Source organism: Streptomyces sp. NPDC048484, assembly GCF_040651415.1.
Classification (GTDB): domain Bacteria; phylum Actinomycetota; class Actinomycetes; order Streptomycetales; family Streptomycetaceae; genus Streptomyces.
Genome location: NZ_JBEZJY010000021.1, coordinates 101956 through 123923, shown reverse-complemented (window position 1 = coordinate 123923; position 21968 = coordinate 101956). Strand labels below are relative to the sequence as shown.

22 protein-coding genes are annotated in these 21968 nt (G+C 71.1%); 16 read left to right on the top strand and 6 right to left on the bottom strand.

Annotated elements, in window-relative coordinates; all coding sequences use genetic code 11:
* Positions 1-60: 60 nt before the first annotated feature.
* Genes AB0D14_RS22235 through AB0D14_RS22225 form a run of 3 tightly spaced genes read right to left on the bottom strand, consistent with a single transcriptional unit; the run spans position 61 to position 2833 of the window.
* Entirely contained in the window at positions 61-1038 is a 978-nt protein-coding gene (locus tag AB0D14_RS22235; protein WP_362781525.1) for a zinc-binding alcohol dehydrogenase family protein, read from the bottom strand.
* 32 nt (positions 1039-1070) lie between these two features.
* Complete coding sequence (locus AB0D14_RS22230) at positions 1071-1889, bottom strand: ABC transporter permease (protein WP_362781523.1); 819 nt, start codon at positions 1887-1889, stop codon at positions 1071-1073.
* Entirely contained in the window at positions 1886-2833 is a 948-nt protein-coding gene (locus tag AB0D14_RS22225) for an ABC transporter ATP-binding protein (protein ID WP_362781521.1), read from the bottom strand. The genes AB0D14_RS22230 and AB0D14_RS22225 overlap by 4 nt, the downstream gene beginning before the upstream one ends.
* Before the next feature lie 362 nt (positions 2834-3195).
* Here AB0D14_RS22225 and AB0D14_RS22220 point away from each other — a divergent pair, with 362 nt between their 5' ends.
* The 7 genes from AB0D14_RS22220 to AB0D14_RS22190 all read left to right on the top strand — a co-directional run bounded on the left by AB0D14_RS22220 (position 3196) and on the right by AB0D14_RS22190 (position 9604).
* Entirely contained in the window at positions 3196-4410 is a 1215-nt protein-coding gene (locus AB0D14_RS22220; protein ID WP_362781519.1) for a Rieske 2Fe-2S domain-containing protein, read from the top strand.
* Between the two features lie 115 nt (positions 4411-4525).
* Entirely contained in the window at positions 4526-5881 is a 1356-nt protein-coding gene (locus tag AB0D14_RS22215) for a deacylase (RefSeq protein ID WP_362781518.1), read from the top strand.
* Positions 5878-6843, top strand: a complete 966-nt coding sequence (locus AB0D14_RS22210; protein ID WP_362781516.1) for a catechol 1,2-dioxygenase — start codon at positions 5878-5880, stop codon at positions 6841-6843. The genes AB0D14_RS22215 and AB0D14_RS22210 overlap by 4 nt, the downstream gene beginning before the upstream one ends.
* Positions 6840-7700 carry an alpha/beta fold hydrolase gene (locus tag AB0D14_RS22205; protein WP_362781514.1) on the top strand — a complete coding sequence of 287 codons (861 nt, stop codon included), beginning with the start codon at positions 6840-6842 and terminating at the stop codon, positions 7698-7700. The genes AB0D14_RS22210 and AB0D14_RS22205 overlap by 4 nt, the downstream gene beginning before the upstream one ends.
* A 163-nt stretch (positions 7701-7863) precedes the next feature.
* Positions 7864-8598: an IclR family transcriptional regulator gene (locus AB0D14_RS22200; RefSeq protein WP_362781512.1), complete on the top strand. Its 735-nt coding sequence runs from the start codon at positions 7864-7866 to the stop codon at positions 8596-8598.
* Positions 8595-9152 (top strand): MaoC family dehydratase N-terminal domain-containing protein, encoded by a 558-nt coding sequence (locus AB0D14_RS22195; protein WP_362781511.1) that lies wholly within the window; start codon positions 8595-8597, stop codon positions 9150-9152. Before AB0D14_RS22200 ends, AB0D14_RS22195 begins: the two co-directional genes overlap by 4 nt.
* On the top strand, positions 9149-9604 hold the full coding sequence (locus tag AB0D14_RS22190; RefSeq protein WP_362781510.1) for an acyl dehydratase: 456 nt from the start codon (positions 9149-9151) through the stop codon (positions 9602-9604). Before AB0D14_RS22195 ends, AB0D14_RS22190 begins: the two co-directional genes overlap by 4 nt.
* On the opposite strand, the gene AB0D14_RS22185 is transcribed toward AB0D14_RS22190, so the two are convergent.
* Positions 9540-10538 (bottom strand): ABC transporter substrate-binding protein, encoded by a 999-nt coding sequence (locus AB0D14_RS22185; protein ID WP_362781509.1) that lies wholly within the window; start codon positions 10536-10538, stop codon positions 9540-9542. The genes AB0D14_RS22190 and AB0D14_RS22185 overlap by 65 nt on opposite strands.
* A 140-nt stretch (positions 10539-10678) precedes the next feature.
* Between AB0D14_RS22185 and AB0D14_RS22180 the strand changes: the two genes are divergently transcribed.
* The 7 genes from AB0D14_RS22180 to AB0D14_RS22150 all read left to right on the top strand — a co-directional run bounded on the left by AB0D14_RS22180 (position 10679) and on the right by AB0D14_RS22150 (position 16914).
* Entirely contained in the window at positions 10679-11701 is a 1023-nt protein-coding gene (locus tag AB0D14_RS22180; protein ID WP_362781507.1) for an NAD(P)/FAD-dependent oxidoreductase, read from the top strand.
* A gap of 1 nt (position 11702) precedes the next feature.
* A complete protein-coding gene (fdxA, locus tag AB0D14_RS22175; RefSeq protein WP_362781505.1) occupies positions 11703-12038 on the top strand; it encodes a ferredoxin in 336 nt (111 codons plus the stop codon).
* The gene (locus tag AB0D14_RS22170) at positions 12035-12862 is read left to right on the top strand and encodes a fumarylacetoacetate hydrolase family protein (protein WP_362781504.1); all 828 of its coding nucleotides are present in this window, start codon (positions 12035-12037) and stop codon (positions 12860-12862) included. Before fdxA ends, AB0D14_RS22170 begins: the two co-directional genes overlap by 4 nt.
* Positions 12859-13824 carry an acetaldehyde dehydrogenase (acetylating) gene (locus tag AB0D14_RS22165; protein WP_362781503.1) on the top strand — a complete coding sequence of 322 codons (966 nt, stop codon included), beginning with the start codon at positions 12859-12861 and terminating at the stop codon, positions 13822-13824. The genes AB0D14_RS22170 and AB0D14_RS22165 overlap by 4 nt, the downstream gene beginning before the upstream one ends.
* Entirely contained in the window at positions 13821-14882 is a 1062-nt protein-coding gene (gene dmpG, locus AB0D14_RS22160; protein ID WP_362781501.1) for a 4-hydroxy-2-oxovalerate aldolase, read from the top strand. The genes AB0D14_RS22165 and dmpG overlap by 4 nt, the downstream gene beginning before the upstream one ends.
* Positions 14883-15049: 167 nt before the next feature.
* Entirely contained in the window at positions 15050-16093 is a 1044-nt protein-coding gene (locus AB0D14_RS22155; RefSeq protein ID WP_362781618.1) for an LLM class flavin-dependent oxidoreductase, read from the top strand.
* The gene (locus AB0D14_RS22150) at positions 16090-16914 is read left to right on the top strand and encodes an alpha/beta hydrolase (RefSeq protein ID WP_362781500.1); all 825 of its coding nucleotides are present in this window, start codon (positions 16090-16092) and stop codon (positions 16912-16914) included. The genes AB0D14_RS22155 and AB0D14_RS22150 overlap by 4 nt, the downstream gene beginning before the upstream one ends.
* A gap of 100 nt (positions 16915-17014) precedes the next feature.
* On the opposite strand, the gene AB0D14_RS22145 is transcribed toward AB0D14_RS22150, so the two are convergent.
* Entirely contained in the window at positions 17015-18589 is a 1575-nt protein-coding gene (locus tag AB0D14_RS22145) for an AbgT family transporter (protein WP_362781499.1), read from the bottom strand.
* Positions 18589-19890 (bottom strand): amidohydrolase family protein, encoded by a 1302-nt coding sequence (locus tag AB0D14_RS22140; protein ID WP_362781498.1) that lies wholly within the window; start codon positions 19888-19890, stop codon positions 18589-18591. Before AB0D14_RS22140 ends, AB0D14_RS22145 begins: the two co-directional genes overlap by 1 nt.
* 186 nt (positions 19891-20076) lie before the next feature.
* Here AB0D14_RS22140 and AB0D14_RS22135 point away from each other — a divergent pair, with 186 nt between their 5' ends.
* Positions 20077-21177, top strand: coding sequence for an Lrp/AsnC family transcriptional regulator (locus tag AB0D14_RS22135; RefSeq protein WP_362781497.1), 1101 nt, complete (start codon positions 20077-20079; stop codon positions 21175-21177).
* Between the two features lie 12 nt (positions 21178-21189).
* Positions 21190-21960 (top strand): IclR family transcriptional regulator, encoded by a 771-nt coding sequence (locus AB0D14_RS22130; protein ID WP_362781496.1) that lies wholly within the window; start codon positions 21190-21192, stop codon positions 21958-21960.
* The last annotated feature ends 8 nt before the right edge of the window (positions 21961-21968 follow it).

Genomic DNA, 21968 nt, shown 5'->3' with positions numbered 1-21968 from the left:
GGCGTTCCATGTGGGCGTTCCATGGCAGCCGTTTCATGACGGCAGTCGGCTCTGCGGTGTTCACCCGAGATCGAGGACCACCTTGCCGACGGCCTCCCCGGTACGCAGCCGCTCCACGGCCTGTGCCAGGTCGTCGAGGCCGTGACGCTCGATCGCCAGGGTCAGGGTCCCCGCCCGCAGATCCGCCAGCAGCCGCTCGGCGTCCGCGGCGACCTCCTTGCCCCGCGTCATCAGGTTGACGGGCAGCAGCGACACGTCGGCCAGGAGGAAGTCCGCGAGGTCCACGCCGAACTCGCGGCCCGCGGTGTAGCCGACGAGGGCAGCACGTCCGCGTGGACGGACCAGAGGGAGGGCGTCCCGCAGTACCGGGCCGCCCACGGTGTCGACGAGCACGTCGACCGGTCCGCCCACCGACTCCGGGGACAGCTCGGCCGCCAGGACCGCCTTGGCGGGAGCGGGGACGTGGCCGAGCTTGGCCGCCCGGCCGACCACTCCGACCACCTCGGCGCCGGCCCGTGCCGCGACCTGCACGGTCAGCGCGCCGACGGCACCCGCCGCGCCGGTCACCATGACCCGCTCCCCCGGTTGGACCGCCGCGACCGCGTGCACGGCGGCCCAGGCCGTGCCGGCCGGTGAGAAGTAGCTGCACGCCAGAGCGGGGTCGATGTCCTGTGGGACCACCTCCACGGCAGCGTCCGGTACCAGCACGTGCTGCGCCCAGCAGCCGTCCCGCCGCATGCCGAGCCCCTTGCCGCCGAGCCTGACCAGGCTGCCCTCGGGGTGCGTGTCCGAGGCGAGCACGACGCCGCACCCGGTGGTGCCGGGCACGGCCGGGAGTTCCGGCAGGACGCCGAACCTGCCGTCGACGATGTTGAGGTCGAGGTGGCCGACCTGGGCCGCCCGCATCCGTACGAGGGTGTGGCCGGGCCGTGGCTCCGGCACCGCCCGTTCCAGCAGCCGCGGCAGCGCGCCGAACCGCTCCAGGACCAGGGCACGTGACGTCCTGCCGCCGCCGGTTTTACTCACTGATGCACTCATTGATGCACTCATTGATGCACTCACGGATTCGCTCACAGCTTCACTCCGTACCTGCGCAGGGCCCGTGAGGCGACGATCCGCAGGACGCGGTCGAAGACGAACCCAAGGATTCCCAAGGTGATGATTCCGACGAAGACCCAGTCGATCCGCCCGTAGTTTCGGGAGGTCCAGATCAGCGATCCGAGCCCGACCTGGGCGGCGACGATCTCGGCGGAGACGATGGTCAGGAAGCTGTTGCCCATCGCGAGCCGTGCGCCGGTGACGATGTGCGGCACGGCCGACGGCAGCACGATCCCCCGCAGGATCTGCCCGCGGCTCGCGCCCAGACTGGCCGCGGCGCGCAGCTTCGACTCGCTCACCGCCATCACGCCGGCACTCGTGTTCAGGGTGACGATGAAGACGGCCGTGTAGAAGATCAGGACGACCTTCGACGACTCGCCGATGCCCAGCCACACCACGGCCAGGGTCACGAAGGCGACCGGCGGGATGAACCGGAAGAACTCGATGTACGGCTCCAGGAACTGCCGCACGATCCTGATCTGTCCGACGAGGAGGCCGACCGGTGCGCCCACGAGCACGCCGAGTCCCCAGCCGATGAGGATCCGGCGCCCCGAGGCGATGACCGAGTTGGTGAGTGTGCCCTCGCGCGCCAGCTCCCCGGCGGCGTCGAGGGTCTCCTGCGGGGAGGCGACCAGGGCGGAGCCGTAGTGCGTCGCCAGCAGTTGCCAGACACCGATTCCGACGACGACGGACAGCGCGTACACGCTGAGGGCACGCAGGCTCCTCGCTGTCGTCCCGACCGGGCGGCGCCGGGTCTGCGGGGTGGCGGCGCCTGCCGCTGCGACGGTCATCGGACGCTCCCCTTGAGGTCGATGTCTCGCTTGATGCCTCGTTTGATGTCTTCCTTCATGTCCTCGTTCATGTCTTGGTCGAGGCCCTGGTCGTGGAGGGTTTTGCGGACCTCTTCGCCGATGTCCGTCCGCAGCGCGCGGCGCAGTTCGGCAGCGGCCGGGTCCGCCTCGTCCCGGGGCCGGGGCAGGTCCACCGGGTACACGGACTTGACCGAGGCCGCCGGGCCCGCTGTCATGACGGCGATCCGGTCGGCCAGCAGGATCGCCTCGTCGATGTCGTGGGTGACGAAGACGACGGTGCAGCCCGAGGCGCGCCAGATGCGGTCCGTCTCCTCCTGCATCACCTGCCGGGTCTGCGCGTCGAGCGCCCCGAACGGCTCGTCCATCAGCACGACGCCCGGTTCGTTGGCCAGGACCCGGGCGATCTGCACCCGCTGGCGCATGCCTCCGCTGAGCTGGCCGGGAAACCGGTCCGCGCAGTGGCGCAGCCCCACCAGGCCGAGGTATTCGTCGGCCAGCTTCGTCTGCGCAGCGCGCGTCGCACCGCGCATCCGCGGGCCGAACGCCACGTTCTGCCGCACGGTCATCCAGTCGAACAGCGCCTCGCTGCTCTGGAACACCATGCCGAGGCCGGGATCAGGTCCGGTGATCGGGGCGCCGCCGACCCGGAGGTCGCCCTCGTCCACGGCGACGAAGCCCGCCATCGCGGACAGCAGGGTCGACTTGCCGCATCCGCTCGGACCGAGCAGACAGAGAAACTCCCCGGCGGCGATGTCCAGGGAGATGTTCCGTACGGCCTGGAAGGAGCCGAAGCGGATGCCCACGCCGTCGACGGACAGCGCCGCTCCGCGCCCCGGCCCGGAGCCGGCCTCCCGAACGGCTTCGGCGGGGGTGAGCGCTGCGGGATCGGTGAAGAGGGGTTCTGTGCTGGAGCGTTTCGCCATGAGCACCTCGGTGGTTGGGGAGAGACCGCCGGTTCCGGCAGTTGATCGGGGTGCGGCCCGGGGATGGGCGCACCGTAGAACGCCCCGCATCGCGCACGCATCGAAGAGGGTCCGCTGAGCGGGACACACGAACGAAGCCATCCCGGTGGCGGGCGCACCGACACCCGATGACGCCTACGCGGACGGCGACACCGGCCGACACGTACGCGGTACAGCGACACCCGCCCACACGTACTCGATGCGGCGATTTCCCGGCGTTCGCACCGTGCGGTCTGCTCAGCGGGACAGGTCCCTTGGGCGGATCGGCCGGGTCCCCGCATGCTCGCAATCACCGTTCAGCCGGCAGCAGGAGGACACGCACGATGACGGTCGAGGACTCGCCCGACGCAAGGACCCCCGTCCGGAACCGCCGCAGAACAGCGGGAGAACCGGGCCGCCAGGACTGGGCGTCATGGCCCCACTACGACGCGGCGGGCGCGGGCTTCCGCGGCTACTGGTACCCGGTCACCTGGTCCAGCCAGATCACCGGCAAGCCGCTCCCGTTCACGATCTGCGGTGAGCGGATCACGCTGATCCGGGACGGCGGCACGGCCTACGCGCTGCACAACCGCTGCCCGCACCGCGGCGTACCGCTGTCCGAGGGCGACCAGCAGTTTCCCGGCACCGTCAGCTGCCCCTACCACGGCTGGACCTTCGACCTGCCCACCGGCAAGCTCGCCGCCGTCATCACCGACGGGCCCGGCTGTCGGCTGACCGGCAAGGTGGCGGTGCGCACCTACGCCGTCGAGGAGCGCCTCAGCATGGTGTGGGTGTACATCCCCCTCGCCGACGAGGAGCCTCATCCGATCGACTCGCAGCTCCCCGAGGAGCTCGTGGACAACGCCTTCGTGATGGGCGGCCGGATCGACCCCCGCAGCGGCAACTGGCGTTTCGCCTGCGAGAACGGCTTCGACGAGGGCCACGCCAAGTACCTGCACCGCACGGCTCTGTGGCGGCTGTTCAAACCCATGCCGACCTGGAACATCACGCGGATCGTGCCGAAGGGCCGCTGGATCTTCCGGGTGCAGGACGACGTCCACTGGGAGGCCGACTTCCCGGGGGTCGGCCACTGGACCAACAAGCGCTGGTGGAAGAAACGGCCGCCGAAGGAGACCTTCAACATCGGCAACACCGGGAAACCCGACCGGGTCGACCCGGTGATCGAGGCCCAGGAGTTCCCCGGCTTCGCGTCACTGTCCATGCCGGGCGTGCTGCGCATCGCGTATCCCAACTTCATCCACTACGAGTTCTACGTTCCGGTCGACGAGGACAACCACCGCTATGTCGGCGTGATGGTCAACTTCACCGAGGGCTGGGACACCCTGCGCTTCTACGCCAAGTACCTGGGCGCGATCCGCTGGCTGTTCCACGGCCAGTTCTCCGGCCAGGACGCGTGGATGGTCGACATCACCGACGCGCCCCCGGAGAAGCTCTACCGCCCCGACATCTCACTGACCGCCTGGCGCAACCTCAGCGAGGAGGAGTACGGCAAGAAACTGGCCGGCTCCGGCACCGAGACCCGAGAGAAGGGGGCCTGACCATGGGCCGCACCGTGCTCACCCTGCTGGTCGGGGCCGCGATCGCCGTCGGGCTCCCGCTGGCCAGGAGGCGCTTCGAGCGCACCACCATGACCCAGGTCCACCGGATCAACCAGTGAGCGCCGACGAGTCGGCGGGGCTGGACGGCCGGCGCGGCGTCTGGGCCGAGGAAGCCTGGCGGCACGTCACCGGCGACCGGCTGCGCGAGCTGATCATCGGGCTCGTCGACATCCCCAGCCCCACGGGGGACGAGGGCCCGCTCGCCGAACACATCGCCGCCACCCTGACGGCCGCCGGCTGCCGGGCCGCGGTCCAGCCCCTCGACGACCAACAGGCCAACGCCTGGGCCCGGCTCGACGGCGACGGTACCGGCCCCGATCTCATGCTGTACGCGCCCATCGACACCCTGACCGTGGGCGAGGAGAGCGAGGACCTGCCCTGGATCGGCCCGGAGCTGCGGGACGACATGCGTCCGCGGGCCACCGTGTACGACGACCTGGTCACCGGCCTGGGAGCCTCGAATCCGAAGGGGCACGCCGCCTGCGTGATGATGGCCGCCGAGGCGATCGCGCTGGCCGGGATCCCGCTCACCGGGGACCTGGTGGCGGCGTTCGGCGCGGGCGGCATGCCCACCAACGCGCGGCCGGGCACGCCGAGGCACAACACGGGTCAGGGAGTGGGCTGTTCGTTCCTCCTCGAACAGGGCGTGTGGACCGACTACGCGGTCATCGCCAAGCCGGGCTGGACGGTCTCCTGGGAGGAGGTCGGCCTCGTCTGGTTCGAGGTCACCGTCCGCGGCACGCACACCTATGTCGGCTCGCGCCACCGGCTCCCGTACGACAACGCGATCGCCCGCGCCGGTGAGGTCGCCCGGCAGTTGGAGGAGTGGTTCGTCGAGTACGCCCGGCGCCACACCGGCGGCACGGTCGCGCCCCAGGGCATCGTGGCCTCCGTACGCGGCGGCTGGCCCCGCATGGCGGCGGTGACCCCGGCTGCCTGCACCCTCATGGTGGATCTGCGTATCGGCCCCGACACGACGCCTATGCAGGCCAAGCGGGAGTTCGCCGCCGCGCTGGACGCCATCCGCGACCGGACGCCCGGGGTCGACGTCACCGCCGAGATGGTCCTCGCCGTCCCCGGTACACGGACCGACCCGGACAACTGGATCCGCCGCAGCGCGACGGCCGCGTGGGAGGCGTCCGAAGGGCGGCCGCACGACGTGGTCCGCGGCAACAGCGGCGCCACGGACGCCAACATCCTGCGCGGACGCGGCATCCCCACCGTGCGGGTCGGTATGCCGAAGGTCGCGGAGGCTCCGTTCGACATCGACTTCGCGCGCGGCATGAACACCGTCTCCGTACGGGCCATGGAGCAGCTGACGCGCCAGCTGATCCGTACGGCCGTCGACACCGCCACCCGGTCCCGCGCGGAACTGGGACTTGAGCCGGAGTCGGAAGGGAAGCGAGCATGACCGAGATCGTCCTGGGTGTGGGCGCGTCGCACAGCACGCTGATGAACACCCACTGGGAGGAGACGCTCCACAGGGATCGCGCCGAACGGTTCCGGGACGCGCTGCGGTCGGCGCGTGACGAACTGGCCGCGGCCCGGCCCGACACGGTGATCCTCGTGGGTTCCAACCACTTCCGGGGGTTCTGGCTGGACCTGATCCCGAGTTTCACGATCGGCGTGGGCGAGTGTGTCGCGAGCGGCGAGTCCGGCACCCCGAAGGGGCCGCAGCCGGTGGACGTACCGCTCGCCCGGCACATCGCGGGCTCCCTGGTGGAGAACGGCCGTTTCGATCCGGCCTTCTCGGCACGGCTGCAGATCGACCACGGCCAGTCGCACGCCATCCAGTACCTGCTCGACGGGCTCGACGTGGAGATCGTGCCGCTCGTCGTGAACGTCTTCGCCCCTCCCCTGCCCACCCTGGCGCGCTGCGAGCAGTTGGGCCGGGCGATACGGGACGCGGTGCTGGCGTTCCCGGCGGACCGCCGCGTCGCGGTGATCGGCTCCGGCGGTCTCTCGCACCGGCTGCCGTGGCCGGACTGGCGCGACCCGCACGGCGACGACGAGGAGTTCATGGTCGGCGCCTGGCTCGACGGCCGGGAGAACTGGCAGGAGTACGACGTCAGGCGCCGCGAGATCATCCGGGCCGCGGAGGCCTCGCTCAACCCGGAGTTCGACGAGGAGTTCCTGTCCCTCGTACGGCGCGGCGAGACGCACCGCGTCACCGAGTACACCACCGAGGAGCTGGGGAAGGCGGCCGGCAACGGGGCGCAGGAAGTGCGCACCTGGCTGGTCATGTCGGCGCTGCTCGACCACGTCCCCGGCCGGCCGCTGGCGTACGAGCCCATACCCGAGTGGCTCACCGGGATGGCCGTCGCCGTCCTCGACCCCGCACACCCCCAACACCCCCAGGAAGGGACGTCATGAGCATCTGGACCGAACTGTCGGGCATCGACTACCGGCACGCGTACGTCGAAACCGGTGGCTACAGGACCCGCGCCCTGCAGGCGGGGCCCGAGGACGGCGAGCACGTGGTCTTCCTGCACGGCACGACCGGCCATCTGGAGGCGTTCGTACGCAACATCCCGGCGCACGCCTCGGCCGGCTACCGCTGCCACGCCATCGACATGCTCGGCCACGGATACACCGGCAAGCCGGACCGTCCGGGCGAGATCCCGGCCTACGTCGAGCACCTGACGGCCTACCTCGACGCGGTGGGCGCCGAGCGGGCGCATCTGGTCGGGGAGTCACTGGGCGGCTGGGTGTCGTCCTGGGCGGCGAGCGAGTTCCCCGACCGGGTCGCTTCCCTCCAGCTGCTGTGCATGGGCGGTACGAAGGTCAACCCCAAGGTGATGGAGCGGCTCAAGACATCGACCCGCGACGCCGCCCTCAAGGACGACCTCTCCTACACCAGGGAGCGGCTGCGGCTGCTGTGGGCCGACTGGGACGAGGAACTGGGCGAGGAACTGACCCGGGTGCGGTACGAGATCTACCACCACCCGGAGTTCCAGCGGAACCTGCACAACCTGCTGGCCCTGCAGGAGCCCGAGGCGCGCGAACGCAATCTGCTCCGCCCCGACCGCATGGCGCGGATCAAGGCCCCGACCCTGGTGGTCTGGGGCAACAAGAACCCGCTCGGCGACGTCCCGGAGGCCGAGGCGATCACCGCCGCGATCCCCGGGGCCCGCCTTGAGGTGTTCAACGAGTGCGGACACTGGCCGCAGCACGAGAAGGCCGATCTCTACAATCCGCTGAGCCTGGCCTTTCTCGCCGAGTCGTCGTGAGGTGCCTGCCATGACCGTCATCCCGATCGAGCACGCCGTGGCGCGGTCCGCGCCGGCCCCGGCCTCCTCCGCTCCTTGTCCCGACTCCTCTCCCTCTCCCTGCCCCGTCGCCCCGCCCTGTCCCGCCACTCCTGATTCCGTCGCCCCTCCTGGTCCCGACCCGATGAATTCCGTCCTCGGCAAGGTCAGGCCCATCCTTGAGGCGTTCACCGTCGACGACGACTCCCTCTCGCTGGCCGACCTCGTGCGCCGTACGAGCGTGGCGAAGGCCACCGTGCACCGGCTCTGCCAGGAGCTGGTCGTCTGGGGGCTGTTGGAGAGGGCGGACTGCAACTACCGGCTGGGGCTGCGGCTGTTCGAGATCGGCCAGCGGGTGCACCGGCAGCGAATCCTGCGCGACGTGGCCCAGCCGTACATGGAGGACCTTCTGCTGGCCACCCGGGAGACCATCCACTTCGCGATCCACGACGGACTCGACGTCGTCTACCTGGAGAAGATCCTGCCCCACCGTGGCCTGAGCGAGGAGTCCCGGGTGGCGGGCCGGCTCCCGCTGTACTGCACCGCCACCGGCAAGGCCATCCTCGCCTTCTCCCCCGCCACCCTGTTCGGTGAGGTGGTCAGGAACGGGTTGAAGCCGTTCACGCGCCGCACGATCACGTCGCCCGGTCTGCTGCGCGGTCAGCTGGAACGGATCCGGGAGCAGGGCATCGCCACCGAGGCGGAGGAGATCCGGCTCGGCTACATGAGCATGGCCGTGCCGGTCTTCGGCCGGCAGGACGCGCCGGTGGGCGCGCTGTCCATCACCGCGCCCACGTACCGCGTGGACGCCACCGCGCACGCGAGCGCGCTGCGCGCCGCGGGTCTGGGCATCGGCCGGTCGTTGCGGGCGGCCCTGTGAGCGCGCTGGACGACGTACTGTCCCGGTCCCGTGGACTCATCGGCAGGTGGGAGGCCGAGGACTGCGGGACGGTGACCGTCAAGGACTTCTGCCGGTACGCGGCGGCGGTCGACGACATCGGCTACGTGCGGCGGGCGCGGGCCCGTGAGGCGGCCGGGGAACCGGTCGAGGCTCCGCCGCTCTTCCTCGCGGCGACGATGAGCTGGGAGGACGGACCCGCCGAGGAGGATCTGCGGCCCGACGGCCTGGCCGTCCGGGAGTCGCCCTGCACCCAGGGCCTCCCGGTCCGTCAGGTGCACGGCGGGCAGTCGGTACGCCTGACCCGGGCGCCCCTCGCGGGCACCCGGGTCACCGCGTCGCGTGCGGTCACCTCGGCCGAGCTGAAGCACGGCCGGTCCGGTGACTTCGTCCTGCTCGGTCTGACCACCCGCTTCACCTCGCCGGACGGGAACGAACTGACCGTCGTGGCCGAGTCGGTCGTCGTCCTGGAAGCCCTGGCCGTCCCGGACGTCCAGGACGCCGAGGACGCCCCGAAGAGCGGAGCCGCCCCGTGAACACCCCTGCCGTCGGCGACGTCTGCCCCTCGCGCCGGTACACGCACAGCAGGCTGCAGCTGTTCCGGTTCAGCGCCGTGTCGTGGAACTCCCATCGCATCCACTACGACGCCGACTTCGCCGCGTCGGAGGGTTTCCCCGACGTGGTCGTGCAGTCCACGCTGCACGGTCAGACGCTCACCCGGTACGCGCTGGAGTGGGCCGGGCCCGACGCGCACCCGGAGTCGGTGAGCTGGCGCAACGTCACGACCGCCGTGGCCGGCGAGCCCCTCATCTGGACCGCGACCGTGCGTACGGTGGCGCCCTGCGACTCGGGGGTGCGGGTGACGCTCGACGTCCGCGTGCTCAAGGACGACGGCGGTCCCTGCGTCACAGGACACGTCGATCTCACCTGCCGTGCTGCTCGTACCAGCCCTTCAGCAGCACCGTCCCGAGATCCGGCGACTTCTTGATCAGCTTCTGGTCCACGAAGAAGTCGACGATTCTGCGCGACTCGGTGACATCGGCGTCACCGAGGCCGCGAGCGGCGAAGGTGATCTCCGGCAGCACCTTCCTCGTCTCCGCGACGGGGAGTTTGACCTGCTTCCTGGCTGCCTCGGCCGCGGCGCCCGGGTCGTCGGTGACGAGCTTGTCCGCGGCCGCGACCGCCTTGAAGACCTTGCCTGCGACGTCTTCGTTGTCCTTGAGCCACTTCTGGTCGGCGAGCAGCCACTGCACGTACTTCACCCCGAAGTCGCCGATGCGCCCCTCGATGTGGCCACCCGCCGCGGCGCCCCGGGCCGCCCACGGCTCGAACAGGACGTACGCGTCGATCGAGCCCCGCTCCAGCAGTCCGGGTATCTCCGGCGGTGAACTCTGCAGGATCTTCACGGACTTCGGGTCGATGCCGTGGTGGCGAAGATACGCGTGGGTCGCGTAGAGGCCGAGGCCCGGGATCGACGCCATGGTCCTTATCTGTTTCGGGGAGGTGATGCCGTCCCGCAGGACGACCTTGAGATAGCGGTCGGAGGACTGGAAGACACCCAGCGCCCGCAGGCCGGGGCTGCCGACCATCAGCGAGAGGGCGGTGGAGTCGGCGTTGGCCGCGATCTGCGCGGTACCGGCCGTCACGGCCTCGGTCGCCGCCGGACCGCCTTCGGTCTTCACCAGCTCGACGTTCACGCCCACCTTCTCGAAGAGCCCTCGTTCCTCGGCCAGGTACAACGGGGCGTACGAGGCGTCGACTCCCAGTGCGATACGCACCATGGGCTGCCCCGCCGCTCCCCCGCCGGCGGAGTCCACCGTGCCCGCCATGCACGCGGAGGAGAGGACCAGGGTCATGAGGGCAGCCGGCAGGCGCCCCCTTCTGACGTTGAGTGCGTCCATTCTGATGGTGAGTGCGTCCATGAGATTCGTCCTCCCGGACCGATGGAAGCGTCGTGTTCGCGCCACGCTCGCACCACGGGGCCGTTCGGCTTAAGCGATGTGTCCCGTCAGGCGGACCGGTTCCGTTGGGCGGTGGTCCGCCCGTCCATACGCTCCTGGCCATGAGCGTTTCTACTGATGAGCCGGTCGCCCCGGACGAGTCGTCGGTGCTCGATACCGACATCCTGATCATCGGCGCCGGCCCGTCGGGCCTGTACGGCGCCTACTGCGCGGGCTTCCGCGGACTGAGCGTCACGGTCATGGACATCCTCCCGCAGTGCGGCGGCCAGATCAGCGCGATGTACCCCGAGAAGCCGATCTTCGACATCGCGGGCCTCCCGGCGGTGCGCGGCCGCGACCTGGTCGACAACCTGGTCGCCCAGGCACAGCCGTACGGTCCCCGCTACCTCCTCGGACAGCGGGCACTCCATCTCTCCCACGGGGCGGACGGCCGGCCGGTCGTCCGCGGTGACAAGGGAACGACCGTGCGGGCCGGGGCGGTTGTGATCACCGGCGGGGTCGGGACCTTCACTCCCAGGCCGCTCCCCGCGGGCGAGGGCCATCTCGGCCGCGGCCAGGTCTACTTCGTGCCGGACCCGGCCGACCACGCCGGCCAGGACATCGTGGTCGTCGGGGGCGGCGACAGTGCCTTCGACTGGGCGGCGACGCTGGCCCCCGTCGCCCGGTCGGTCCGGCTCGTCCACCGCACGAACCGCTTCCGGGCCCATCGGGCGACGGTGGACAAGGTACGGGCCCTGGGCATCGAGATCATCACCGACTCCGAGGTGAGCGCCCTGCACGGGGCGTCACGGGTGGAGCGGGTCGAGGTCCGCCACCGCACCACGAAGGCCACCCGGCTGCTGTCGGCGCACACCGTCGTCGCAGCCCTCGGATTCATCGCCGACCTCGGCCCGCTGGGCGACTGGGGCCTGGCACTGCGGGCGAGGCGGATCGCCGTGGACCCGCGGATGGCCACCAACCTGCCCCGCGTGTTCGCCGCGGGCGACATCACCGACCACCCGGGCAAGGTGCGCCTGATCGCCGTGGGTTTCGGCGAGGTCGCCACCGCGGTCAACAACGCGGCCACCGTCATCGATCCGGAGGCAGCCCTGTTCCCCGGGCACTCCACGGACAAGGAGAACTGACATGGCGTACGTCATCGGGTCGGCCTGTGTCGACATCATGGACCGGTCGTGCATGGAGGAATGCCCGGTCGACTGCATCTACGAGGGCGACCGCAAGCTCTACATCAACCCGGTGGAGTGCATCGACTGCGGTGCCTGTGAGACGGCCTGCCCGGAGGAGGCCATCGCCGTCGACCGCCTCGCCGATCCGGAGTTCCGCTCCGACAACCGCCGTTTCTTCGAGGAACCGCTGCCGGGCCGCACGACCGCGCTGGGCACGCCGGGCGGAGCGAGCGCCGTCGGTCCCGTGGGCGTCGACACGCTTCTCGTCACCTCCACGGCGGGTGGTGCCCGATGACCGGCACGGAGGCGACCAGGGCGGCGGAGGTGACCAAGGCGGCCGATGAGCTGCGGGAGGCCGCGCGGACGCACACACCGTGCGCTCCTGTCCGCACGTTCCTCACCGGCATGGAGGCCGCCTATGCGGTGCAGCGGGCGAACGTCGAGCGCGGCACGGCGGCCGGGCGGCGGATCGTGGGCCGCAAGATCGGCCTGACCTCACCCGCCGTGCAAACCCAGCTCGGTGTGGACCAGCCGGACTTCGGGACGCTCTTCGCCGACATGGCGGTCCCCGAGGGAGGCCAGGTGGCGGCCGGGCGGCTGCTCCGGCCCAAGGTCGAGGCCGAAGTGGCCCTCGTCCTCGGCGCCGCACTTCCCCACCGCGACTGCACGGTGGTCGATGTGCTGCGCGCGACGGACTTCGCGCTGCCCGCCCTGGAGATCGTGGACAGCCGTATCGCCGACTGGGACATCAGCATCGTCGACACCGTCGCCGACAACGCCTCCAGCGGACTGTTCGTGCTCGGCGGCACGCCCGTACCGCTGACGGGCCTGGGCCTGCGCAGCGTACGGATGACGATGACCCGGGGCGGCGAGGTGGTGTCCGAGGGGACCGGCGCCGACTGCCTGGGCAGCCCGCTCAACGCCGCGGCCTGGCTCGCCTCGGCACTGGCCCGCATGGGTGACCCGCTGAGGGCCGGCGATCTCGTACTGACCGGGGCGCTCGGGCCGATGGCGGTCGCGGCTCCGGGTGACCGGTTCGAGGCACACATCAGTCAACTGGGCCGGGTGAACGTCGAGTTCACGGCAGAGGGAGACACAACAGAGGGAGAAGCATCATGACCGCCCGCGCCAAGGTGGCCGTCATCGGCTCCGGCAACATCGGCACGGATCTCATGATCAAGGTGCTGCGGTTGTCCGAGAGCCTGGAGATGGCCGCGCTCGCCGGAATCGACCCGGACTCCGACGGCCTCGCACGCGCCCGGCGTCTGAAGGTTGCCACCACCCATGAGGGCGTGGACGGTCTGGTGGCGCTGGACGAGTTCGCCGACGTGCGGATCGTCTTCGACGCCACGTCGGCGGGCGCCCACCGCCACCACGACCAGGTGCTGCGCGGTCTCGGGCGCACGGTGGTCGACCTCACCCCGGCCGCACTCGGCCCCTATGTGGTGCCGCCGGTGAACCTGGACGCCCATCTGGACAGCCCGAACGTCAACATGGTGACCTGCGGCGGACAGGCCACGATCCCCGTGGTCGCGGCGGTGTCGGCGGTGACTCCCGTGCACTACGGGGAGATCGTCGCCTCGATCGCCTCCCGCTCGGCGGGACCCGGCACCCGGGCCAACATCGACGAGTTCACCGAGACGACGGCCTCCGCGATCGAGCGGGTCGGCGGCGCGCGGCGGGGCAAGGCCGTCATCGTCCTCAATCCCGCCGAACCACCGCTGATCATGCGCGACACCGTGCACTGTCTGGTCTCGGAGTGCGACGAGGAGGCGGTCACCGCCTCGGTCGAGGCCATGGTCGGCCGCGTCCAGGCGTACGTACCGGGCTATCGCCTCAAACAGAAGGTGCAGTTCGAGCACATCGGCGCCGACGATCCGCTGCGCGCGCTCGTGCCGGCCGGCTCGACGCCCGTGAACTCGACGCCCGTGAAGGTGTCCGTGTTCCTGGAGGTCGAGGGCGCCGCCCACTACCTGCCGGCCTACGCGGGCAACCTCGACATCATGACGTCGGCCGCCCTGCGCACCGCCGAACGCCTGGCCGCACACCACTCAGGAACGACCGTGAAGGCGGCCCGATGACCACCCCAGAAGCCTCCGGCCGGGCGGTCCCGCCGGCCCAGGCAGCCCCGTTGTACATCCAGGACGTCACGCTGCGCGACGGGATGCACGCCATACGGCACCGCTACACCGTCGAGCAGGCCCGCACGATCGCCGCCGCCCTCGACGCGGCCGGAGTCAGCGCGGTCGAGGTCTCGCACGGTGACGGTCTGGCGGGCTCCAGCATCACCTACGGAGTCGGCGCCCACACCGACTGGGAGTGGATCGAGGCGGTCTGCGACGCCGTACGGCAGGCGGTCCCGACCACCCTGCTGCTGCCCGGCATCGGAACCGTCCACGACCTCGAGCAGGCCCACGCGCTGGGCATCCGTTCGGTGCGCGTGGCCACTCACTGCACCGAGGCCGACATCTCAGCCCAGCACATCGCCGCCGCACGGGAACTGGGCATGGACGTGGCCGGGTTCCTGATGATGTCCCACATGGCCGAACCGGCCGAACTGGCCGTCCAGGCACGGCTGATGGAGTCCTACGGCGCCCACTGCGTGTACGTCACCGACTCCGGCGGACGTCTCACCATGGACGGCGTCCGCGATCGCTTCCGCGCCTACCGCGACGTCCTGTCCCCGGACACGGAACTGGGCATCCACGCCCACCACAACCTGGGCCTGGGCGTGGCCAACAGCGTGGTCGCCGTGGAGAACGGCGTCACCCGCGTCGACGCCTCGCTGGCCGGGCAGGGCGCCGGGGCCGGCAACTGCCCCCTCGAAGCGTTCGTCGCGGTCGCCGACCTGATGGGCTGGGAACACGGCTGCGACCTCTTCCCGCTCATGGACGCCGCCGACGACCTCGTCCGCCCGCTCCAGGACAGGCCGGTACGTGTCGACCGCGAGACCCTCAGCCTCGGCTACGCGGGCGTGTACTCCAGCTTCCTGCGCCACGCCGAGGCCGCGGCCACCCGCCACGGTCTTGACACCCGCGCCATCCTCGTCGAGGTCGGCCGACGCCGGATGGTCGGCGGCCAGGAGGACATGATCACGGACGTGGCCCTGGACCTGGCGGCAGGGGGGCAGCAGAAATGACCGCCGAGCAAGCGCCCCGCAAGGGGCGCGGGGCTGTGACACATGCGGCTCCGCCGCCTGGGCGCGCCCAGCCACAACAGACCCGCAGCCATCGAACAACCCTTCCAGCGGAACGCTCGGCGCAGCCGGCGCCGCAGGACGCAGCGGGGGGCGCCAACCGCCCCCCGCTGCGCATAGGCGTCCGCATCCCCCCGTGCGACCGGGCCGACCGGGTGGCCGACACCGTGCGCCGCGCGGAGAAACTCGGCTTCGACGACGCCTGGTTCCCCGACTCACAACTGCTCTGGCGCGACGTGTTCACCACGCTGACCGCCGCCGCCCTGGGCACCGAGCGGATCGGCCTCGGGACGGCGGTCACCAATCTGGCGACGAGGCACCCCGCCGTCGTCGCGTCGGCCGCCCGCAGCGTGGCCGAACTCGCGCCCGGCAGGTTCACGCTCGGTCTCGGCGTCGGCAACAGCTCGGTCGGTCCCGTCGGTCTTCGGCAGACGACCTCGGCGGCGATGCGCGAGGGCTTCGGCATGCTGCGCGCCCTGCTCGACGGCGACGAGTGGGAGTTCGAGGGCAGGATCCGCTCCCGGTTGCGTGACCCGCGGCCCGGGCTGCCGCTCCAGCTGGCGGCGAGTGGGCCGAGGAACCTGCGGCTCGCCGGTGAGATCGCCGACGGCGTCATCCTTCTCAGCGGCATCTCCCCGGCCACGCTCGCGAGCGCCATCGCCCGGGTCCGGGAAGGCGCCGAGACGGCGGGCCGCGCGGCCGACGCCATACCGCTGACCGTTTCCGCGTTCTGCGCGGTGACCGACGACGTCGCGGCCGAGGCACGGCTGCTCAAGCCGATCTGCGCGTCGATCGCCCAGAACGGCGGAGCGCCCTTCCTCGCCCTGGCGGGGATCGACGTCGACGTACCTGCGGAGGTGGAGGGGATCTACCCGGACCTGGTGCACGCCGAGGACTGGGCCACGGCCGTCGAGGTCTGCTCGGCCTGGATCAGCGACGAGGCCGTGCTCCGCTTCGCCGAGGAGTTCTGCCTCTTCGGCTCCCCGGCCCGGATCGCGGAACGCCTCCAGGCCCTGCACGCCGCCGGAGTCACCGGTGTCCTGCTCCAGCACGTCGGCTCCTACGACCCGCCCGCCGCACTGATCGAGAGCGTGGGCGCCTCCGTACTGCCGGCTCTCCTCCCCTCCCCACGCGGAAAGGCGAACCCCCTATGACGGACAGGCCCACCACCGACAGCCTCACGGCGGACACCCTGCGACGGGGCTACGTGTCCAGCCCCTTCGGGCAGTTGCACTATGTGGAGTGCGGCACCGGCGAGCCCGTCCTGCTGCTCCACCAGACCCCGCGCTCCTGGACCGAATACCTCGACGTACTGCCCCTGGCCGGTACCGCGCACCGGGCCATCGCCATGGACACCCTGGGTTTCGGCGCGTCCGCGAAACCGGCCGGACCCCATTCCATCGAGCTGTTCGCCGACGCCGCGGTCGCATTCGTCGACGCCCTGGGCCTTGAGCGCTTCCATCTTGTCGGGCACCACACCGGTGGAGTCGTCGCGGTCGAACTCGCCGCCCGCCTCCAGGACCGTGTCGCCAGCCTGTTGCTGTCCGCCGCCCCCTTCATCGACGACGAGAAGCGCCGTACGGCGGCCGGGCGCAAACTCGTGGACCATGTCGTCCCCCGGCCGGACGGCTCGCACCTGCTGGAGCTGTGGAACCGGCGCCGCGACTTCTACCAGGAGGGCCAGGAGGCCGCCCTCAACCGGTTCATGATCGACGCGCTGACCGTCCTCGACCGGGTGGAGGAGGGCCACGAGGCCGTCCGGCGATACGTCATGGACCAGCGGCTGCCCCACGTCACGGCCCGCACGCTCGCGGTCTGCGCCCCGGGGGACCACTACTCGCTGCCCGCGCTGGAGAAGTTCGCCGCGGCGCTCGGCTGCGAGACCCGCGTCCTGTCCGGCGGCCATGTCCCCGTCCCCGAGCAACTGCCGGAGGAGTTCGCGAAGGTCGTGCTGGAGTGGACGGCTCGCGGCTGAGACGAGGCTGCGCGGGCCCACGGCATCGTGCCCCCGTGCACGAACAACAGGCCGACTCCACCGGGTCTCACCGGTGGGGTCGGCCTGTTGCGTAAGGCGGTCACTTCAGACCGATGTGGGCGCCGGGTCCGAGTGGCAGGTCGAAGCCGTAGAAGATGCCCAGGATCGCCAGCCACACCGTCATGAACGGCACCACGAAGATGGCGAGCCGGGAGATGAGTGTGCCGAGCCGGGCGTCGGGCTCGTACTGGCGGAGCATCGCCAGGATCAGGAACACGTAGGGGTTCATCGGTGTGATCACCCCGGTCGCCGAGTCACCGATCCGGAAGGCCGCCTGGGTGAGCGCCGGGCTCGTCCCCATCAGCATGAACGCGGGGACGAAGACCGGGCCGACCAGGGACCACAGGGCCGAGCCGGAGAGGATGAACAGGTTGAGGCAGGAGACCAGCAGAACGAACACCAGGATCGCCCAGAAGCCGGTCACGCCCAGCGAGTCGAACAACGCGGCGCTCTTCACCGCCAACAGCACACCGACGTTCGACCAGGTGAACAGGGCGATGACCTGGGCGGCGACGAACATCATCACGAGGTAGCCGGACATGGTCTTCACCGACTCGGTGACGGCCGTGGTCACATCCTCGGCACTGGTCAGCTGCTTCACGCTGAAGCCGTACGTCAGTCCGGCCAGCAGGAAGGCGCCGAACAGGACGGGGACGATGCCGGAGAGCAGCGGCGAGGGCACGAGGGCCCCTCCCTCGCCGCGCAGCGGCGCGCCTTCCGGCAGCCACAGGGCGAGCACCCCGGCCAGGTAGACGAGGACGACCAGCGCGGTGCGCAGCAGCGCCCGCCGCTGGACCGGCGTGAGGGTGAGGTCGTGGTCCTCGGGCTCCTCGCCGGCGGCCTCGTAGACGCCGAGCCGGGGTTCGAGAACCCGGCTGATGAGGAATCCGCCCACCGCGGCCAGTACGAGGCTGCTCGCGGCCGTGAAGAAGTAGTTGATGAGCAGATGGATGTCGAGGCCGTCGGCGGCCGGGAGCACCGAGGCCGCCTGCTGGGTGATGCCGACGTACAGGGCGTCGAGGGAGCCGATGGTGAACCCGGCCGCGTAGCCGGCGGTGACACAGGCGAAGCCGCCGATGAGGCCCGCGGCGGGGTGGCGTCCGGCGCTCTTGAAGACCAGGGCGGCCAGCGGGGGCAGCACGATGGCGGCGACGTCGCTCATCATGTGTGCCTGGCTCGCGATGAGCGCCACCGCGTACGGCAGCAGCGCGCGGGGCACCCTGGCCAGGGTGCCCCGCATCAGGGTCTCCAGCAGGCCGGTCTTCTCGCAGAGCCCCACCACCATGATCAGCACCACTACGGCGCCGATCGGGGGGAAGGTGGCGAAGTTGACGACGAGGTTCTCCACCAGCCACTTCACGCCGTCACCGGTGAGGAGGCCGGTGATGTGCTCGGTGTCGCCGCCGCCGGGGACCCGGACGGACACGCCGCCCAGGTCGAGCGCGGTGGACACGCAGGCGAGGAGCAGGAACAGCACGGAGAACAGCGCGACCGGGTTGGGCAGGGCGTTCCCGGCCCGCTCGATGAACGAGAGCACCCGGTCGAGGCCCGTGGCTCTCCCGGGGTCCGGGGACTTGGTGGGTGGCGGCGCGGGGAGGCCGGTCTGTGAGGACATCAGGGCCGCCTTCCGGTGGGGAGGGTGTCTGCGGCCGGGGCCGGGAGGTCCAGGAGGTCCTTGCGGACGGCGCCGCCCTGGACGACGCAGACGATGTTGGCGGGGTCGCCGAGGACGCCGATGTCCTGGAGCGGATCGCCGTCGCAGACGATCAGGTCAGCGGTGCGGCCGGCGGTGAGGGTGCCCAGCCGGTCGGCGACGCCGAGGAGCTCGGCGGAGGTGCGGGTGCCGGCGACGATGGCGGCCATGGGGTCCATGCCGAGGTCCACCAGGTAGCTGAGCTCCATCAGGTTCACACCGTGCGGACCGACCGCGGCGTCGGTGCCGAGCGCGATCCGCGCACCGTACTCGATGGCCCGCGCGATGTTCTCCTTGGTGGTGCCGGACCAGCGGACCTTCTTCTGGTAGTGGTAGTCCGGCATCGTGTCCTTGTTGATGCCCGCGTACACGGTGGACAGCGTCGGTACGACGAAGACTCCGCGTTCGCCCGCGAGGTCCAGCGCCCGATCGTCCAGGCCGTAGCCGTGCTCGATGCTGGTCACTCCGCCGCGGATGGCGTTGAGGATGCCCGCGTTGCCCTGCGCGTGGGCGGCGACCGGCTTGTCCCCGTGGCGGCGTGCCTCGTCCACGACGGCGCGGATCTCCTCCTCCAGCAGGCCTTCGTCGTCGGGGTCGTCGTAGGGGCTGCCCATGCCTCCGGTGGCGCAGACCTTCACCAGGTCGGCACCGTCGCGCAGGACCCGGCGCACCGCGAGCCGGGCCGCGTCGGTGCTGTCGGCGATCTCGGACATCCCGGCGCTCAGGTCGGTGCCGTCGGGCAGGCGCACATCGGCGTGACCGCCGGTGTGGCTGATGATGCGGACGGCGGTGTGCAGGCGGGGGCCCACCGTCCGTCCGGTCTCGACGGCCGTGCGGTAGCCCGCCGACAGACCACCCAGATCGCGGGCGGAGGTGACACCGGCGTCGAGGGTCTGCCGCAGTCGCGCGGCCGTGTCCAGGGTGAGCAGGACCGGATCGAGTTCCGCCCGGCGGCTCGGCGGTGAGCCCTGCGCGTAGGCGAGGTGGACGTGGCAGTCGAAGAAGCCGGGGAGTACGGTTCGGCCACCGGCGTCGACGACACGGACCGATGAGCCGGCGGCGGCCGGCGGCGCTGTCCCGGCCGCTCCGGCGTAGGTGATGATGCCGGCATCGATGATGACGACGGCGTCGTCCACCGGGGACGAGCCGGTGCCGTCGATCAGCCGGGCGTGGTGGATCCGCAGGGCGGTCCGCGTGGTGTCCGGGGTCGTGGCAGGGATCATTGGGTGCGGTCTCTCCTCCGTGGTGGATACAGGCGAAGGGAGTGTGGAATGCACAGAAAAACCTGGTGTCACGGTGCAGATTTCTCGCCGGATTCCCTCGGCGTGCGCAGAGAAGTGCCGCTCCCGGGGGTGCAGGATTGTGCCGCGCCGGAGCCCACGGCGGCCACAGAGGCGACGGCGCCCTCCGTGGAGCTCGACGAACTGGACCGGGCCGTCGTACACGTCCTGCAGATCCATCCGAGGGCCCCGTGGACGCTCGTCGGCGAGGTGCTGGGGGTCAACCCGGTCACGGCCGCACGGCGCTGGCACCGGCTGGAGGAGGCGGGTCTGGCCTGGGTGACCGCCTATCCGCGGCTGTCCAACTCGCGGATCGTGGTGACCGGTGTGGTGGAGGTGGACACCGAGCCGGGCGTCGCCGAGGATGTGGCGATGGCCTTCGCCGGCGACCCGTCGGTGGCGAACATCAAGCTCACGGCGGGCGGCCGGGATCTGGTGACCGCCGTGCAGGCCCGCAGCCTGGAAGAGCTGGGGCGCCTGTCCGCACAGCTGTTCCAGCGGACACCGGGGGTACGGGCGACCCGTACGCACGTGTCGACGGGTGTCCCCACCGAGGGCAGCCGCTGGCGGCTGCGCAGCCTGGACGAGGCCCAGAGCGCGCGGGTCGAGGCGGCGGTCGCGCGGTCCTGCGCGCCCGCGCACGCCACCGAGGGCCGTTGGGACGACCTGGACACGCGTCTGCTGGAACTGTTGGGCACGGACGGGCGCATGTCGCTGCGCGACCTGTCGGCGGCGACGGACACGAGCCTCACCACGGTGCGCCGCAAGCTGCAGTCGCTGCTCGCCGCACGGCTGAGCCTGCGCTGCGACCTGGCCCGGCCCCTGTCGGGATGGCCGCTGTCCGCCGTGTACTTCGCGTCGGTCCCCGGCCAGTACGTGGAGGAGACCAGCGGGGTGCTGTCCGGGGTGCGGGAGGTCCGCTCGTGCGCGATCACGACCGGCCCGCACAACCTGGTGATCGATGTCTGGCTGCGCGATCTGCGGGACGTGCACGCCTTCGAGGCCCACCTCTCGAAGCGGTTGCCGCGCCTCACCATCAGTGACCGCTCGGTGGTGCTGCGCACGGTCAAACACATGGGCCGGCTCCTGGACCGGGACGGCCGCTGTGTGGGCGTCGTCCCGCTTCGGCACCCCCAGGCCCCTCACTCCTCCGCTCCCCCCTCCTCCCCTCCCCCCTCCGCTCCTCCCAGCACCGAGAACGTCCCAGCGAGTACATCGCCGGGAAACTGAGGAGCGTACGAGGTGTCCCCCAAGACGGTTCTCGGCAAGGTCGGGCTCATTCTGAGTGCCTTCCGGGACAACGACTTCTCGCTCAGCCTCACCGAGCTGACGGCCCGCACCGGGGTCGCGAAGGCCACCGTCCACCGCCTCTGCCAGGAGCTGGTCGCCTGCGAACTCCTGGAGCGGGAGGGCTCCCACTACCGGCTCGGGCTGCAGCTGTACGAGATCGGCCTGCGCGCACCCCGTCAGCGGACCCTGCGCGAGGCGGCACGGCCCGTCATCGAGAACCTGGCGCAGAGCCTCGACAACGCCGTCACGCTGTCCGTGCCGAACGCGTCGGAGCTGCTGTGCATCGAGAACGTCGGCGGGCACCGCAACCGGGCGCGGGCCACCCCGGGCGGGCGGCACCTCCAGCTGCACAGCACCGCCGCCGGAAAGCTGACCCTGGCCATGCTCCCGGAGCAGTACCCGCTGCCCGCGGGCGTGCCGCCGACGCGCCGCCACCGTGCGCCCCGCACCCTGACCGCCGCCCAGCTCCCCGGCGAGCTGGCCCGCATCAGGGAGCAGGGATACGCGACGGAGGTCGAGGAGCACCGTCCGGGCTATCTCGCCGTCGCGGTGCCGGTGCGGGGGACCGTTCAGCCGTACGCGGGTGCGCTGTCGGTGGTCGCTCCCACAGCGGGCAGCGACATCGCCCGGACCATCGCCCGGATACTGGTGGCGCTGACCACGGCGTCGCACACGATCACCTCCCGGCTCACCGTGTTCGAGGCCTACCGCGCCCCGGTGTGACGCCCTCG